Here is a 17,657-nt window from a genome sequence, read left to right on the forward strand (position 1 = left end):
CTAATGCACTCCTATCCATAATCCAATTAATCCTGAAATTAACCCCACAAGCCAAAATACTGAAACAACTTTCCATTCACTCCATCCGCTAAGTTCAAAATGGTGATGAATTGGTGTCATTTTAAAGATTCTTTTTTTAGTTAATTTATAAGATGATACTTGCAACATTACTGATAATGTTTCGATAACAAATACTAAACCTATAAAAAGTAATGAAAATTCTTGGTTTAACATGATTGAAATTGTAGCAAAAATACCTCCTAATGCTAAGCTTCCTGTATCTCCCATAAATACTTTGGCTGGATTTAAGTTATACGGTAAGAAACCGAGTAATGCAAAAATCATAATAATACAAAAAGTACCAATTGCAGGGGCATTTAACATGAAACTCATAATTGCATACATAGTGAATCCAATAATTGATAAGCCAGTTGCTAATCCATCCAATCCATCAGTTAAATTAACTGCGTTTGAAAACCCAACTTGCCAAAAAACAATAAAAATAACGTACGCAAACGACAATGGAATTCCAAAATTAGTAAATGGAATATTTATACTTGTTGAAAATTCTATTAAATGAAAAACATCACTTAGAATGAAAAATATAATTGCTATTGCAATTTGAGCTAAAAATTTCTGCTTACTTGTAAGTCCTTGGTTATTTTTTTTAACTACAATAATGTAATCATCAATAAAGCCAATGAGTCCAAATCCTATTGTGACAAAGAGTAATAGAATAATGGGATTAGAATGATCTGTGAAAAATATAGCAATCATAGATGTAATAATAATACTAATTAAAAACGTTAAACCACCCATGGTTGGTGTACCCGTTTTTTTCATATGGCTTTGAGGACCTTCTTCGCGGATACTTTGACCAAATTTCATTCGTTTAAGTGTCGGTATAAGTACAGGAACTAAAATAAATGTGATAAGTAATGCGATAATCGCAAATATAAAAAGCATGGTAATCTCCTTTATGTATTTTAAATTTATTCGTTTTTCACTTTATTTCCTTTATAATCTTATCAATTTTCAAACTAATTTTATATATATTATGTAAGAAATTGAGATTATAAATAAGGTATCCATAATATATGACACCTTATTTATAATCATTTAAAATGACGTCATTTGTTCTTATGAATCGTTTTTATCATTAGACGTTGTATCAGTTGAATTATCTGAAGTGTTATTTGAATCAGATCCACTCGAATCAGTTAAAGATGTATTATCATTAGGATCATCAGTAGATAATTCTATTTCAATTTTCTTATTACTTTTGAGTGTTGACCCACTCGCTACAGATTGATTTGTTACGTATCCACTGCCTTTAGTCGTAACATTGATTCCAGTTAATTCTTGGAAGGCTAGGACATCGTCTGTTGTCCAACCTTTCATATTTGGCATAGTAATATCGCCATCTGTCACTGCTAACACTTTACTATTCGGTAATAATTTTGTATTAGCTCTAGTAGATTGAGCTTTTATTGTATTACCATTACCAATAATGACAGGTTGTAAATCTTTTCCTTTAAGACTATCTTGTGCTTTTTGACTTGATTGCCCTACAACATTTGGCACTTTACTATACTGTGCTGATTGAGTCTCATCTTTTTTAGAGCCTACATTTAAATACTTAAGTGTATTTTCCATGATAGGTTTAAAAGCTTTACTTACCCCTAATTCATATGCTTCTTGATCATTTTTCTGAGCAAGACTCATACCGGCATAAACAATAACTCTTGGATGTTTTTTTGGCGCATCTCCCATAAAGCTTACAAAGTAGGGATTTGCTCCTTTAACGTATCCACTACCATTTTCATTAACGACCTGAGCAGTACCTGTTTTCCCTTCAATATCATAACCATCAATACGATAATTGGAAGCATGACTTTTATCACTATTTACTACTTTATCTAATTCTGTTTCAACTTTATCCGCAGTTTCTGAAGTAATAGGTTTTCCAACTATATTCTTTTCACCTTTATAGAATGTTTTCTTTGAAATTGGATTATCTATACTTTGAACAAACCAAGGTTTTAACATATTTCCTTTATTAAAGAAAGCTGATTGTGCTTGTATCATTTGTACAGGCGTCACTGTGGTCGATTGACCGAATGCTGATGTTTTTTGTTGTAATTCATTTGACCAAGCAATATTTCCTTTTAATTCTCCGTCAAACATACCATTTGTAGATTTACCAAAACCAAAGCGCTCGTACCAAGATTTCATTTTATCAGCACCAACTAAATCTTGAAGATGCATCATCAATGTATTAGATGAATATGTGAAACCTAATGACATTGGTATTTCTCCCCAACCGGTTTTATTCCAGTCAGAAATTCTTGAACCCATAATATCACGATGACCAGATTCATATTTTTCTTTAGGATTAAATTTACCTTCTTGAATGGCGGCTGCTAATCCATATGATTTAAATGTTGACCCAGGCTCATATGCATTTTGATATAAATCATTAGCCCATTTTTTTCCAAAGTCTTTACCCGTTTCGGGGTTGAATGTTGGACGTTGACTATATGCAAGAATTTCTCCTGTTTTAGCATCCATAACCACTGCAAATAAATCTTTTGGTTCATATCGTTTCACCATATCATCAAGAGCCTCTTCGACAAATACTTGTATATTTGAATCAATGGTTAAATGAACATCATCACCACGTTTTGGCGCTTTTTCATTTTTACTGTTTGGTGCAATATAACCCCAAATGTCATGTATATAAGATAGCGAGCCTTTCTGTCCATTTAGATAACTATTAAAAATCTTTTCTACACCTAATGCACCATTTAATTCCCCAGTATCAGGATTTTTTTGAGCCATACCAATTAAATGAGAAGCAAAATTACCGTTAGGATAGAATCGTTCAGTTTCTGGATATAAGGTGATTCCTGGTAAGTCCATTTTATCGAGTTTAACTTTATCTTGATATGTTAAATTTGTCCCTTTCTGTCCAAATTCAACTTGAAAGGCTTTCTTTTGATTAAGACGTTTTTCAATTTCATCAGGTTTCATATCAATAATTTTTGATAATTGTTTTGCTGTTTTCTTTTTATCTTTAACATACCTTGGTGTATCACCAACTTCTCCAGCATTTTTATCAATAATAGCAACTAATTTATATCGTTGAACATCTTCGGCTAAAATTTTACCGTTTCTATCGTATATTTTCCCTCTTTCAGGCTGTTCTTGCGTTTTTACGAGATATTTTTCATTAGCGCGCATCACTAAATTTTGTCCATCTGAATGTCCAGTTATCATGATATATGAATATCTTAAAACCAATACAAAAAAGAGCAGTCCGAATAATCCAACAAGGAGGACTGCTCCTAATTTATTTTTTCTAATTTTAATTTTTCGCTTCGCCATTAGTACGCACTACCTTTACATTATCGTTCTTTAGGCTCATACCTTGTTTTTTAGCCTGATCGTAAATGCGCTCATAAGAAGAATTTTTCTTAATTTCAGATTGAATTGCATTATTTTCATTAGATTGTTGTTCAATCTTTTGATCTAGCTCGGCAATTTTATCATTTGTATCGTACGCATCCATTTTTAAAGATAGCATATAGATTGCTAGAACAGCAATTGCTGTGACAAGCGTTATGTATAAAAATTTCTCAAATCGCGTAAGTTGAACAACAACCTTTTTAGTTACTGTTTTCGTCTCAGTTTGTGTCTTTGGTTGTTCTTTCGGTATGCTAGTGTGCTGAATGTGTTCATATGGTTCGTAAATTTTTTCTACAGCCATCCTCAATTACTCCTTATTTTAATATTTCAGCAACACGTAATTTTGCACTACGTGCTCTATTATTTTCGTCTAAATCCTCTTCTGTAGCAGTAATTGGTTTACGATTTACTCGTTTTAACTTAGGTGTATAAGCTTCAGGAATAATTGGTAACCCTCTAGGCACATCAGGTCCTTTTTCGTATTCTTGGAAAATTTGCTTGCACAATCTATCTTCCAGAGAATGGAAAGTAATGACTGAAATCCTACCTTTTACTTTAACATGCTCAATGGCTTGTTCAATTGAATCTTCAAACGCAGATAGTTCATCGTTCACTGCTATTCTTATCGCTTGGAAAATGCGTTTAGCAGGATGACCACCTTTTCTTCGAGCTTTAGCTGGAATACCTTCTTTAATAATGTCTACAAGCTCTAATGTTGTTTCAATAGGTTGTTGTTCACGATGTGCTTCTATTCTTCTCGCTATTTGTTTAGAAAATTTTTCTTCTCCATAACGATAAAAGATTTTAACCAATGCCTCATAAGGCCAATCATTAACAACATCATATGCAGTTAATTCTTGCGTTTGATCCATACGCATATCTAACTTTGCATCATGATGATAACTAAATCCTCTTTCAGGTATATCAAGCTGTGGACTTGAAACACCTAAGTCGTAGTAAATACCATCTACTTTTTCAATTCCTAAATTTTTCAAAATATCAGTTAATTCTCTAAAGTTATTATGTACAAACGTGACCTTGTGTAAGTGATCTCTTAGTACTTCTTTAGCATTTTCTAAGGCAGTAGTATCTTGATCGATTGCAATCAACCTACCGTCATCGTTTAATTGATTTAATAAATAGAGTGCATGACCGGCTCCACCAAGCGTACAATCTACATATATGCCATCCTCTTTGATGTCTAATTCATCTATTGTTTCTTTTAGCATAACGCTTACATGATGAAACACTATAAATTCCTCCATTAAAAATCAAAATCTATCAAATCTTCGGCAATATCTTCAAAACTTTCTTCTGATTCTTCGTAAAATTCATTCCAAGTTTCTCTATCCCAAATCTCTATACGATTTGAGACACCTATTACCGTACATTCTTTTGTTAAATTTGCGTATTTCCTCAAATTTTGAGGAATGTTAATACGCCCTTGCTTATCTAGCTCTACTTCGATAGCTCCAGAGAAGAACATACGCATAAACTTACGTGCGTCTTTTTTTGTCATAGGTAAGGTTTTCATTTTCTCTTCTATCTGTTGCCATTCTTCAAGCGTGTAGCCAAACAAACATTTATCAAGGCCTCGTGTGATAATAAAACGTTCATTTAAGTCATATCTAAACTTAGATGGAATTATCATACGTCCTTTAGCATCTAATTGATGCTCGTATTCTCCCATGAACATTATTACCACCTCACCTTATTAATAATTTACCACATCTCACCACTATCCTCCACTAATTATGTAAAATATCTTAAAATTCTTTAATTTGACATAAAAAGACCCATATTATCTATTAAAATAATATGGGTCTTTTCCTCATAAATTAAGGTTTTATAACTATTTGGTTAAATGTATATTTAAGTGGAGGATAAGTGGAGGGACTAAACACATCTATCCCAAATTCATTCATCATTTGAAGTGGATTCCAAATTCTTTCTTGTAGGCCACCCATTGGATGCAATACATGTTCAATCTCTCTAAAATGTTTCATACTTATATCGTTATCTCTTTCAATGTTAAGTAAATAGCGATTTAATAAATATTCAAATTGTTTATTATGAATGTCATAATTTTTCTTTACTAAATTGATATTATCATGATTATCATTAACCTCTTTACGAAGTGATTCGTATATTTTGGCATGATTCTCTTTTAAAGATTCTACTTTTTTAATAAATGTATCTGAGGCTTTGCTACGAACGAATTTTTCTCTATCCGTTTCTATACCATTCATAATAACATTTTTAGCATTTAACTTATACTGATTAATTAGTTTTTCTATTCTAATTGGTAAATAAGTGATTTTCATTCTTGGTAAAACAATAGGCATTTCAACATCTAAAATTTTAAATACTTCATTCAATTCAGCCCAGTATTTAATTTCACTTGGTCCTCCAATAAAAGCTACCGTATTAAATAGCCATTCTTCCATTACTGGTCTAGTTACAACATTATTAGAAAAACGAGTTGGTTCTTTTTCAACTAATTTTAACAATTCATCTTTATTATATGTAATATCTGATTTACTCAATTTGAACACATCATCTTTTTTAGTAATTAGTTGACGCATACTATCTTCATGAAGGAACAGATGGACATTGGTATCTGTTTCAATCATTTTGTTTAAACCTGATTGTGTAGTTAATTTTTGTGTTTTTCTAAACGCTTGGTTAATTTCATTATGTTTTTGAATAATATTTTTTAATAATGGCTTCTCCAATTCACGAATTTTTTCATATTGAGCATCAATAAATAGTACACCGTAATCTTTAAATACTTCTTGAAGTAACCCTTTAAAAATATCAGTCCAATTATTGTACTTTTCTATAATCTCTAAACATACTTGATAAAGTGCGTTAGTATGTTTCGTTTCTTTTAATTCTTTAAAAAATTGATTAAGTGCTTCAATCATCTGTTCCTTTTCTAGAATATAGCGAGAAACGCTTGTTTCAGGCGGTGTCATTGTATGATATTTTACTTTATGTAAATGAGCATCTTTTGCATTATAAGCATACGTATGATTTACTTCTTCAAAGTCATGATCTTCACCTGCAATCCAAAAAACAGGTACAACAGTTTGTTGATATGTTTCAGTTAATTCACGACTTAAATTAACAATTGAAAGAATTTTATGAAACGTATATAAAGGTCCACCAAAAAGACCAGCTTGCTGGCCACCAATTACCACTTTAGCTCCTTCACTGAGTGCAGTAAGATGAGTCTGTTGAATTTCTGTTATATTCAAATCTGACATATATGATTTAATCACTTGAGCAAGTTGCTGCTCTCTACCATTATTAGGACGATCCATTCTTTGATCAAAACTAGATGGTTTGACTGGATTATATTGATAAAATTTCAATAATGTTTCATCACTGTTTTCTAATTTAGTAATAAATGAATCTTTTTCTTGAAAATTAGTTACTTTACAGTTCATTCCCTTACTCCTTCAATATAACATTACTTATTCAGTATAAAGATTATATCCCTAGATGACAATTTTACGGCTTAACTATTGAAATTCACATCCATTTTATCAGATTATAAGTAATTAATATGTTATTAAATGAAAATCGTATATTAATGACGATACAATATATATAAAGAATTTAAATGATGATGAGAACATGACTAAAGTTCAACATCTTGAAATAAAATTAAAAAACTGTTGAATTATTTGAGGCATTTAGAGAAATTGATAATGAAGACTTGCATAAGGAGTCAATATATTTGTATGATCTCTAAACAATTAAGCTATAAACGCTATTTGCATAAATAAGCCTGAGCCATTTAGCTCAGGTCTCTTATTAATTATTCTTCAACTAAATTAACCAATTCATATAAAGATTGTATTTCATAATCTGGTACAATATCACTGTTATTTTCTTTATTACGATAATTAAACCAACATGTTGTAATACCGGCATTTTTTCCACCTAGTATATCTGATGTAAGAGAATCTCCTACTATTATTGAAGTCTTTCTTTTTTCTTCACCAATTCTCTCAAAGATATAATCAAAAAATTCACTCATAGGTTTTTGATATCCTGTTTCTTCTGATATATATACTCCAGATAAGATGTCTTTAAACTCTAATTGAGCAATACGACGTTTTTGGGTATCTGTAACACCATTAGTCACAATAAACAATTCACATTCTTGGCTTAATCGATCAATTGTTTCTAAAGTAGAGTTGAAGAATTTTAATGGTGCTTTAGCTAGTTCGTCTCTAAATAAAACATCGGCTTTTTTACCATCTACGTCTATACCATACTCTTTAAAATAATTAATAAAACGATGTGTTAATACTTCTTCTTTAGATAGTTCATTTTTTTGAAATGCTTCCCAATGATTTTGATTTACTTTCTTAAAATATTGAAAATCTTCTTCAGTTGGATAATGACCGAAATGATGTGCCATTTGATGAAATGCTCGATCTTCTGCATCAAAAAAGTCCACAATTGTATCATCAAAATCAAGTAAAATAGTATCGTATTTCATTTTTATACTCCTAAATTATAGTATGTATATTATTTTAGCAGATTTATCATGATTCATTAAATAATGCTAAAAAATAAAAACACTTAAGGATTAATCCTTAAGTGTTGAATACTTGCTATTAAGTATTAGAAACCAAATACTTTACCTAATACACTTGCACCACTTGATACAATGTCAACAATACTTGTACCTAATTTTGTCCAGTCTTGATTTTGTGCTGCTGTTACAGTATTTGCAATTGCTTCTGCTAATTTAGTCATTTGAATTTCCCCATTCTGTTTTTATTTTTAAATATTATTACGTTAGAATCCTAAGTATTTACCTAGAATGCTTACGCCACTTGATACGATGTCAACAATGCTTGTACCTAATTTTGTCCAGTCTTGGTTAATTCCTGCGTCTACTGTATTTTTGATTGCGTCGAATAATTTATCCATATTAATAACTCCTTTATACGTAATTAATAATTAATTAAAATCCGAATACTTTACTTAAGATACCTACACCACTTGATACGATGTCAACAATGCTTGTACCTAATTTTGTCCAATCTTGGTTTTGTGCTGCGTCTACTGTATTTTTAATTGCTTCTACTAATTTAGTCATTTGAATTTCTCCATTCTGTTTTTATTTTTAAATATTATTACATTAGAATCCTAAGTATTTACCTAGAATGCTTACGCCACTTGATACGATGTCAACAATGCTTGTACCTAATTTTGTCCAATCTTGGTTAATTCCTGCGTCTACTGTATTTTTGATTGCGTCGAATAATTTATCCATGTTTGTTATCTCCTTTGTACTATTTATAATTATCTTTAAATTAGAAACCTAAATATTTACTCACTAAACCTACACCGTTTTCTACGATACTAACAATACTTGTACCTAATTTTGTCCAATCACCATTAATACCTGCAGTTACTGTATCTTTAATTGCGTTAAATAAACCTTCCATTTCATACACTCCTTAGAAATTAATTGGTAAAATTCTAAAACGATAGGTTACTGTATTGCTTGCTTTGTTTTGTTTAACTATCGTTTTGTTATCTTTACTATAAAGGGTTTCTTTAGATACTTGTGACATTTTCCGTAACTTATGCTTAAATCATCAAAACTGTGCAATTTAAAAATTTATATTTACAGTTAGGAATTCAAATATGTCTATCTCGTCAAAGTTTTTTAGGTTATCAAAATAAAATATTTAAAAATATTTAATATATAAATATATGATATAATACAAAAGTATATATTTTTATTATATTTATTCTAATAATTTAATTAAATGGTGATAAGGTGGTGATGTTAAAAGTAATTATTACGTAAAATATGAATATGAGGATGCATCAATTGAATTAGGAAAAAGCAAACAATAAAAGTTAAAACGTATATTTATATATTCTTTTTTAAATGTTAAATATAATTAATTTAACTTATATATTTTATTTACCATTTTAACATGATCATTTATTTACTTATTCAACAAATAAATATCTACCTTCTGATATTCAAAATCTATAATTAAACACTTTTATTCCTAATAATAGTGTTTAATGAATACTAAAACACATAACTTAATAGTAATGTCATTTTAATAATTTAACTAATTGAGGAGTACTCATAATGGAAGTAAATCAAAATAAAAAAGAAACTAATGGCTGTTTAAGCTGCCTAGGCTGTTTTGGTATCATCTTTTTAATTTTATTATTGATTGGTGGCTGTTCTGCTATATTTTCAGATGATAATAACAACGATAATACAGATAAAATAAGTGAAGAAAAAAATAAGTCTAAAAAAACTGAAGATACAAATAAAAATAATACTTCAAAAGAAAGTAAGAAAAAATATAATGAGAATGAACAATCTGTATCACAAAATAATAGTATTAAAAAATCTGAAGAAAAAGATAAAGATAATGATGAATCCGACATAGGTACAACGAATAAGATACCAGTAAAATTAAGTTCTACTGTTGATGGTGATACTGCTAAGTTTATCTATAAAGGTAAAACCGAGACATATAGATTTTTACTTATAGATACACCTGAAACTAAACATCCAAGAGTTGGTAAGCAACCATTTGGTCAAGAAGCATCTGATAGAACAGCTGAATTATTAAATAATGCTAAAAATATAGAAATAGAGTTTGACATTGGTCAAAAAGAAGATAAATATAATCGAAAATTAGCATATATATATGTTGACGGGGAAATGCTAAATAATATTTTAGTCAAAGAAGGTTTAGCAAAAGTCGCTTATGTTTATCCACCAAATACAAGATATTTAGAAACTCTAGAATCATCTCAAGAACAAGCAAAAGCTGAAAAAATGGGTATATGGAGCCTAGATTCAGCATTTAAAGAGAATAATGAGGATAATAAAGAAATGAATACATCAAACAACAATGAAAACAACGCTATCGAAAATCAAGTCGATAACTCTTTATCAAATGATAGTCAATCTAACGATACTGAACAATCAACTAGCAACGTTGAAACTTTCCCTAATTGCACTGCATTAAGAAAAGTTCACCCTAATGGCGTTCCTTCAAATCACCCTGCCTATACATCAAAATTTGATAGAGATGGGGATAATTACGCATGTGAAGTTAATTAATCTTTCTATATTTTTTAGTAAGATAATTCTCAACATAAAATAATCATTATAGGAAATTGTAGTGTATATAAATTTGGTTATTGAAACTAGTTACGCTAATTATGTTATTCAATTTTAGTCATTCCGAGTATTTGAATATAAAGATATATGAATATTACATATTAAAGGTGGTGGTGCTATAAATAAGTGGACGATGCACCTTAGAATACAAATTAATATAAAAGCCTAATCTACATATAGGAGATAAGTCATGGAAGAAAAATTTAATAATGAACAAGAAGAAAGACAATTTAGACAGTTTCAAGAATATCAAAAACAACAAGAAGAAGAGAAAAAGAAAAAACGTAAAAAAGGTTGGCTTTGGGGTTGCGGTGGTTGTTTAGTTTTATTAATCCTATTAATCATTGGTCTTACATCATGTACTGGAGCCTTTGTCAACGAAGTAGATAAACAAATGAATGATGGTAATTCAGAAGTTAAAGAAGACAAAAATGCTTCCAAAGAACAGACAGCAGCATTAAATTCAGCTAAAAATTATGCGGACGGAATGCATATGTCTAAACAAGGAATTTATGAACAATTAACTTCTAGTGCTGGAGACCAATTCTCAGAAGAAGATGCACAATATGCGGTTGACCACTTGAAAGCTGATTATAAGAAAAATGCATTAGAAAGTGCAAAATCTTATCAAGAAGATATGAATATGTCTAAAGATGCAATTTACGATCAATTAATTTCAAATTCTGGCGATAAATTCACAGAAGAAGAAGCGCAATATGCAGTAGACAACTTAGATAAGTAGAATGATGAGGGTACTTGGTACCCTTTTGTTTTACTCTATCACATTTGAGCCATTAAGGGTTTATAAGTTGCACAGAATTGATTAGTGTTATGGTAATTGTTTAATTAAAATATTTAATCAGAAAGGATTTGGTTCTATGTTTGAAAATCTTCTTGCTTCTATTGGAATAAACTCTGTGAAGGTTGAAACTTTAGTAAAAAATAGAAGTATTCATAGTAATGATACTTTGGAAGGAATTGTAAGAATAGAGGGTGGTAATTCTGCTCAAACTATTAACAAAATTTCATTAACTTTAGTAGAAAGATATGAAAATCCTGATAAAAAGAGTCAATTTCCTGTTTTAGAAAATGAATTACAAACATTTACACTACACACAAATGTTGAATTAAAAGAACACCACACAATAACAGAAGAATTCAAATTTAATATTTATGAATATGAATTTAAAAGTGAACCAAAACATTTAATATTAAAAACACATGCATATGTAGGTTATTCAGTTGATGCTTATGATGAAGATAAAATTGTTTTCAAATAAGAAATTCATGTTTTTATAAAATCTTATTATTAAAAATAAACCAAAGGGGAGATATATAATGAAAAAATTCTTAGCTTTAATTTTTGGCAGTGCTTTAATTCTTGGCGCATGTGGTAATGATGACACATCTAACGAAAATTCTGATACTAAGTCGGAAAGTAAAACTGAAAAGAAATCAGAAGATAAAAAAGAAAATAAATCCAAAGAGGATAAAAAGTCTAAAGAAGAAAAGAAATCTCAAGAAAATGAAGATAACTCTACTGAAGAACAAAATACTTCAAACGTAGAAGAAAAGAATAACGAGAAACAAAATAATCAAAGTGATAATGAACAAAATATCCAATATAACTCATCAAGTGAAAAATCTCAAAACACACAAAATGTTGATGTAACAAACATTAAAGATAGAGGTACTCTTGAGTCAGTTATCTACGGAAATTATAGTGAAACAGCTAAAATCCAAGCTTATAACAATGCAGTAGCTAATGGTGTCATTCCTCAAGGTAACGTTATGGAAGGGCCTGCTAGTGCAGCTTATGAAAGTTCTTTAAGAGTTGAGAGTGGTCAAGAAAAATCAGTATATGATCGACCATATGAAGAAGACTTTGAACCTGATGAAGATACTGATGATACAGATTACACGAATGATGTTCAATCATCAGATTCATCATATCCACGTTCACTTATGCAAATTAAAGAGGAAACGGGTAAATCACCTAGAGATTTCACAGATGCAGAAATGGCTGAAGCACAAGCATATGCTGATGCACATTAACTTAATATTTTCAGGGTAGTTCGCCTACCCTTATTATTTTTTTAAGGAGAAGTGATAAAAATGGCTTCATTTACAGTAACAAAACGAAAAAATAAGACTTCTACATCATGGCAATATGATGTAAAGCACCCTTCTTTTAAGTCAGGTAAGAAACGTAAATCAGGATTTAAAACAAAAGCAGAAGCGACGAATGCTGCACAACAACTTATTAGAGATTTAGAAGATGGTAAACAAGTAGATAGTAATAGATTGTTTAAAGATTATTATAAAGAATGGCTCAAGTTGAACGGAAAATATGAATTATCATCAAAACAGCAATATTGGTATGAACACTCGCTTGATTTATTTTTAAAGCATTTCGGTGAAGATATTAAAATTAAAGATATCACTCGAAGTGAGTATCAAAAATTTATATCTAATTACGCACAGGGTAGAACTTCAGAAACAGTTAGAAAAGTTAATCTTTATTTATCTAGTGGTATTAAAGATGCAGTGTATGATGGTTATATCAAAAAAGATCCAACATATAACGTTAAAGCAAAAGGAACAAAACAAGCTAAAAAAGAAGATGTAAAATTTTTAACGATTAAACAGTATGAAGAGTTAAGAGAGCATTTTAAATTAAGAACAGATAAAAGTACGATTATGTTATATATACTGTTGATTACAGGTGCTAGATTTTCAGAAGTAAACAGAATGACCTATGATGACTTACTAATAACTAAAGGCCTAATTCACTTGACAGGAACTAAAACAGAAAATGCTGATAGATTTGTCGAAGTTTCTAAAAATGATTTAAAGCATATATACAAAGCAATAGAGACACATCCACACAGAATTGATAATAAATTATTTAGCTTATCTCATGCAGCAATTTCTAAAGTGTTTAATAAAGCTAAAAAGAAATATAACATCAATGAAGATGTCACACCTTATTCATTAAGACATACACATGCAAGTTACTTAATTAGTAAAGGTATTCCAATTGAATACATTAGCAAAAGATTAGGTCACGCAAGTATTGCTATCACGTTAGATGTTTATACACATCTTCTTGATGAACATAAAAAAGAGCAAGGCCAAAAGGTCAGAGAAATATTTTCTTGACACTTATCTGACACTTGCTCGCTGTAAACGTTGATATATCAACGGGTTATAGCGTCCTGGGAGGGAATTATTAACCTTTTATAGCATTTGATAATCTTTTAAAAACCTATAATATCAGTATTTTTACCTAATTCCTTTTCATAGCTTTTAATACAATTTCAAATTATTTTCCCCAAATTTTCCCCAAATAAGATTATATATTTTCATTACACTTCAAAAATTTGTACATACTGAATTTCATTGCCCTTAATTACCACAGTTGATTTACCAATCAATACATAATTTGCACCGTCAGAAATTTTTAAATCATGTAGGTTATCTACTTTAACAGTTGTTACTCTTTCAGAATGTGGATATGAATATTTAACTTCTTCAGTATCAATATATTTGTCATTTTTAATACGTACACGCCAACAAAAGTTTGTTATGTATATTTTGTCTTGGATTAACTGATTTATATCTGATGTTAGTCAAAAATCTTCATCATTTTTAATTTTTAAATATTTTTTCTGTATTTGAATATTTTAGTTATATACAGTCACTATACTAAACATTTTGTGATATAGTTATCCCTCTTTTCAATTCTCGCTGCAACACAGAGCCTTTCTCAGCGTCTTAAAGTATATAAAAATGCCACTTATGAGTAATGTTTTAAATAAATATTTAAAGTGCTCGCATATTGTATTCTTAAAAATATATTATTCTAACTCTTTTTCTAAATCAGTTTCATCATATTTAGGAATACCTTTAATTATGTCTTCAATTTTTTTAACTACATTTAATATTTCAGATCTTTCACTTTTTAATTTTCTATTAATCATACATATAGATGCCTTTGTTTGCTCCTCTTTAACATTACTTATCCATTTACGTTTAAAAAATTTATCAATTTCTTCGATAGCTTTTTCAATTTTTTCTTTATCATTAATACTTAAATCTCTAACTTCATTAAAAATCCCTTTAATTTCCTCTAAGTTAAGTATTAATTCACGCACACACATATAAATTTGTTCTTCTTCTTTTGACAAATTATCAATCCATCTATGTAAATTATTCTTATGCCATTCAAATTCTTTCATTTTTAAAACTGTTATCATTTCTTTGCTATTAATTACATAATCTTTCTTTCTTTCATAAATTAACTCTTTCTTTTTCAAATCTAGTGCATTTCTTCCAGATAAATATGCACCTACATAAGCTCCACCAAATGTGGTGAATAATCCTACAATTGAGATTACAATTTTAATAAATTCTTTCTTATCTTCATAGTTATATATGATGAATATCATTATAGAAGATCCTATAATCCCACTAAAAACACCTAACAAACCATAAAATATATACTCAGTTTTTTTATTAAATTTCATAAATAATAATCCTCATTAAAAATATTTACTATAATTATACATAATTACTTCTAAATAAAAAACGTCACTACAAAAGTAACGTTTCAATGAAATAATTAATTTGTTCGTATGCTAACTTTTTTTATATATAATAACTAGCAATTAATAAAATTAATATTATTAAAAATATATAGTTTATGAATGGATAGAATAAATTTATTAAAGGTTTAACGCAACAATTAATTATATACTTAATAATTATTTTTTTAGTCGGTTTTACAATCTTTTTATTGATTTTACTAAAAATTCTACTATTGAATATTTTTAAGATTATTTCAATAAAAAAGTTATATGTAGGATTAAGTTTAGGTTTAATATAATTTTTATTATACTTGACGATAGGATTTAAAATAGCTTCAATAAAGCTGTCTGCATAATATTCCATTGAATAAAGAATATGCTTTACTAATTTAATATGCTTATATATATAATCTAATATAGTGCAAACAACCGTGCCACCAATTGCTACGCCTAAATAACTAAACGTATCTTGTACACTTAAACTTTCACCTTTAGGAAAACCTAAATTGATTATAGGAATCACAAGTGTAGAAATTAAAGGGATTAGAGCATAGCTTTCTTTTACAAAAGTCAAATACTTGTTTTCTTTTTTATTTTTCTTTATAGAATAATAATACCAATTTTTAAAAATCATATAAATAATATTTACATTAATTACAACAATAAATATCGTAATAAAAATAAACACATTAAATTTGACCTTAGTTATTTGGACTATTATTAATCCAATGTTCAATAATATAAATAACAAAATAATTATAAAAATTAATGGGAAAATAATTAAAAATAATAACAATGTAATATTTCTATTTGAATATGTAATTTTAAAACTCAAAAAAAGAGATATATTTAATATTACTAATATAATAAACTCTAATAAGTATAGATTGTTATAATAAAACGAATATAGGTTTATTAAAATTATTCCTATAAAGAAACTTAAAATAAATAATTTATTAACTTTAAATTTTAACCTACTGTGTAAAGGCATTTACTTCTACACATCCTCATAAATTTTTAAGAAATCTAGTTGTAAATTGAAGAGGTATCAATAACAATTTGAATAAATGTATAATTAAATTAATTATATACCTACTCTTCAAACTACATGTCAGAACGACTAACTAATCATTGTATAGTATCTCTTAATTCTTTTACTTCTTCTATAACTTTTTCTTGATCTTTTAACCATTTAGTTTCATCAATATTAATTTCCCAATGATGTTTAAGTAAGTATTTAGTATATAACCTGATTATTTCAGTATCTTTATAATCTAAAATTATTTTTTTGGTTTCTTCTTTTCTATTTTTCTGTAAATTTAATATTTCTTTTCTTATTATTACGCTATATTTATCATTGATCATTGATATAAGTTCATCATATATTAATCTAGTCATATGGTTAAAATTATGTATTTCACTTTTTTTATTATATTTAATTTTAGAAATAAATCTCAAAGAAGCCAGTATTCTATAAATATCATTAGTTGTCATAAAAGTTTTTGAAGCTACATTCATTAATTCTTTACGCCATTCTGATTTATGATCTAAATCATTTAATAATTCTTTATTTTTTAGATTTTGACTATTATAAATAGTAAAACAAACTCCAGTTATGGCTAGTATTCCTGCAAATAAAGTACAAAGTCCAGCAAACTTATCATTATTAGTATTATCAAAATTAGAAATAAAACCAATTATTATCAAAGCAATAACGCATAATATACTTATACCCAATATCCAAAAAAAGAATGTTCTCCATTTTTTCATTTCTTTTTCTTTCATTCTAAACTCCTTTAACTAATTCTATATCGGTATTTAATATATCATTGTACATAAATTAATTGTAGTCCTAATTTAGGATTGCACCCGTGCATTAGCACATTCCCAAATTGGTAATGTGTTTATGTACCGAAGCGGTTGCTAAATTCAATCATCTAATATTGCAAGCTGCGGTATATGGAATAACAATTCGTTCCGTCATCTATGGGGTAGTGTTTCACGACCTCATAAATAAGGGGGGAACGTTTCGTTCAGTCCTTACTTAGATCAAATAAAAGGACGTCGTGTTTCCTACTCCCTTTTATACATGACTGAACGAATTGTTCATGCAGCTACCGTCACGAATGGTTACGGTAGTGTATAATAAAATGTATGTCTATTAAGTGAAGTAGATGTATGTTAAAATAATTCGTAGTTAACATTGCTTTCATTGAACTTAGTCTTACTAGTCATGTGCTAGTGAGACTTTTTTCGCATAAAAAAAGGAGCTTTACGCCCCTAAGAGTTATGCTATTTATGAAAGCTTTTAAAGTGTCGAGATTGCCTAAACAAACAGTATTTTCGATGGAGAAGAAATACTTAATGGAAAGGAAAAGTCGCCATTTAGACAATCTCAATTGTTATTA

At 28.7% G+C, this 17,657-nt stretch carries 20 protein-coding genes; 5 read left to right on the forward strand and 15 right to left on the reverse strand.

Translation table 11 applies throughout. The features are described 5' to 3' along the window. The 12 genes from mraY to BDW25_RS02455 all read right to left on the reverse strand — a co-directional run bounded on the left by mraY (position 1) and on the right by BDW25_RS02455 (position 8,942). Complete coding sequence (mraY, locus tag BDW25_RS02400; protein ID WP_002448868.1) at positions 1-966, reverse strand: phospho-N-acetylmuramoyl-pentapeptide-transferase; 966 nt, start codon at positions 964-966, stop codon at positions 1-3. A 174-nt stretch (positions 967-1,140) separates the two neighbouring features. Then, positions 1,141-3,387 carry a penicillin-binding protein gene (locus BDW25_RS02405; protein ID WP_002448727.1) on the reverse strand — a complete coding sequence of 749 codons (2,247 nt, stop codon included), beginning with the start codon at positions 3,385-3,387 and terminating at the stop codon, positions 1,141-1,143. After that, a complete protein-coding gene (gene ftsL / locus BDW25_RS02410; protein ID WP_002448811.1) occupies positions 3,368-3,769 on the reverse strand; it encodes a cell division protein FtsL in 402 nt (133 codons plus the stop codon). The genes BDW25_RS02405 and ftsL overlap by 20 nt, the downstream gene beginning before the upstream one ends. A 13-nt stretch (positions 3,770-3,782) precedes the next feature. Further along, positions 3,783-4,718, reverse strand: a complete 936-nt coding sequence (rsmH, locus tag BDW25_RS02415; RefSeq protein WP_002448750.1) for a 16S rRNA (cytosine(1402)-N(4))-methyltransferase RsmH — start codon at positions 4,716-4,718, stop codon at positions 3,783-3,785. A gap of 14 nt (positions 4,719-4,732) precedes the next feature. After that, positions 4,733-5,164, reverse strand: coding sequence for a division/cell wall cluster transcriptional repressor MraZ (gene mraZ, locus BDW25_RS02420; RefSeq protein WP_002455463.1), 432 nt, complete (start codon positions 5,162-5,164; stop codon positions 4,733-4,735). Between the two features lie 142 nt (positions 5,165-5,306). Next, positions 5,307-6,920, reverse strand: a complete 1,614-nt coding sequence (gene bshC, locus BDW25_RS02425; protein ID WP_002448845.1) for a bacillithiol biosynthesis cysteine-adding enzyme BshC — start codon at positions 6,918-6,920, stop codon at positions 5,307-5,309. A gap of 374 nt (positions 6,921-7,294) precedes the next feature. After that, a complete protein-coding gene (locus tag BDW25_RS02430) occupies positions 7,295-7,984 on the reverse strand; it encodes a YjjG family noncanonical pyrimidine nucleotidase (RefSeq protein WP_002448764.1) in 690 nt (229 codons plus the stop codon). A gap of 125 nt (positions 7,985-8,109) precedes the next feature. Further along, positions 8,110-8,244 (reverse strand): beta-class phenol-soluble modulin, encoded by a 135-nt coding sequence (locus tag BDW25_RS02435; RefSeq protein WP_002488710.1) that lies wholly within the window; start codon positions 8,242-8,244, stop codon positions 8,110-8,112. Between the two features lie 42 nt (positions 8,245-8,286). Then, positions 8,287-8,421, reverse strand: coding sequence for a beta-class phenol-soluble modulin (locus BDW25_RS02440; protein WP_002488705.1), 135 nt, complete (start codon positions 8,419-8,421; stop codon positions 8,287-8,289). 34 nt (positions 8,422-8,455) lie between these two features. Then, entirely contained in the window at positions 8,456-8,590 is a 135-nt protein-coding gene (locus BDW25_RS02445) for a beta-class phenol-soluble modulin (protein ID WP_002488682.1), read from the reverse strand. Between the two features lie 42 nt (positions 8,591-8,632). Continuing rightward, positions 8,633-8,767 carry a beta-class phenol-soluble modulin gene (locus BDW25_RS02450; RefSeq protein ID WP_002488705.1) on the reverse strand — a complete coding sequence of 45 codons (135 nt, stop codon included), beginning with the start codon at positions 8,765-8,767 and terminating at the stop codon, positions 8,633-8,635. Positions 8,768-8,807: 40 nt separating this feature from the next. Further along, complete coding sequence (locus BDW25_RS02455) at positions 8,808-8,942, reverse strand: beta-class phenol-soluble modulin (RefSeq protein ID WP_002449997.1); 135 nt, start codon at positions 8,940-8,942, stop codon at positions 8,808-8,810. 665 nt (positions 8,943-9,607) lie between these two features. On the opposite strand from BDW25_RS02455, the gene BDW25_RS02460 reads away from it, so the two are divergent. The 5 genes from BDW25_RS02460 (at position 9,608) to BDW25_RS02480 (ending at position 13,822) form a co-directional block, all read left to right on the forward strand. Then, positions 9,608-10,600 carry a thermonuclease family protein gene (locus BDW25_RS02460; RefSeq protein WP_133944753.1) on the forward strand — a complete coding sequence of 331 codons (993 nt, stop codon included), beginning with the start codon at positions 9,608-9,610 and terminating at the stop codon, positions 10,598-10,600. Positions 10,601-10,850: 250 nt separating this feature from the next. Further along, positions 10,851-11,402: an Ltp family lipoprotein gene (locus BDW25_RS02465; RefSeq protein ID WP_002449998.1), complete on the forward strand. Its 552-nt coding sequence runs from the start codon at positions 10,851-10,853 to the stop codon at positions 11,400-11,402. Positions 11,403-11,538: 136 nt separating this feature from the next. Then, the gene (locus BDW25_RS02470) at positions 11,539-11,940 is read left to right on the forward strand and encodes a sporulation protein (RefSeq protein WP_002449993.1); all 402 of its coding nucleotides are present in this window, start codon (positions 11,539-11,541) and stop codon (positions 11,938-11,940) included. Positions 11,941-11,998: 58 nt separating this feature from the next. Next, the gene (locus tag BDW25_RS02475) at positions 11,999-12,715 is read left to right on the forward strand and encodes a hypothetical protein (protein ID WP_002449991.1); all 717 of its coding nucleotides are present in this window, start codon (positions 11,999-12,001) and stop codon (positions 12,713-12,715) included. Positions 12,716-12,775: 60 nt separating this feature from the next. Then, complete coding sequence (locus BDW25_RS02480; RefSeq protein WP_133944755.1) at positions 12,776-13,822, forward strand: tyrosine-type recombinase/integrase; 1,047 nt, start codon at positions 12,776-12,778, stop codon at positions 13,820-13,822. A gap of 698 nt (positions 13,823-14,520) precedes the next feature. Here the strand turns inward: BDW25_RS02480 and BDW25_RS02485 are convergent. From BDW25_RS02485 to BDW25_RS02495, 3 genes are all read right to left on the reverse strand, one after another. Then, positions 14,521-15,189 (reverse strand): hypothetical protein, encoded by a 669-nt coding sequence (locus BDW25_RS02485; RefSeq protein ID WP_133944757.1) that lies wholly within the window; start codon positions 15,187-15,189, stop codon positions 14,521-14,523. A gap of 121 nt (positions 15,190-15,310) precedes the next feature. Then, complete coding sequence (locus BDW25_RS10940) at positions 15,311-15,883, reverse strand: hypothetical protein (RefSeq protein ID WP_208318174.1); 573 nt, start codon at positions 15,881-15,883, stop codon at positions 15,311-15,313. Positions 15,884-16,377: 494 nt separating this feature from the next. Then, on the reverse strand, positions 16,378-17,034 hold the full coding sequence (locus tag BDW25_RS02495; RefSeq protein ID WP_133944761.1) for a hypothetical protein: 657 nt from the start codon (positions 17,032-17,034) through the stop codon (positions 16,378-16,380). Between the last annotated feature and the right edge of the window lie 623 nt (positions 17,035-17,657).

The sequence above is a fragment of the Staphylococcus sp. AtDRG32 genome, assembly GCF_004365845.1.
Lineage (GTDB): Bacteria > Bacillota > Bacilli > Staphylococcales > Staphylococcaceae > Staphylococcus > Staphylococcus hominis.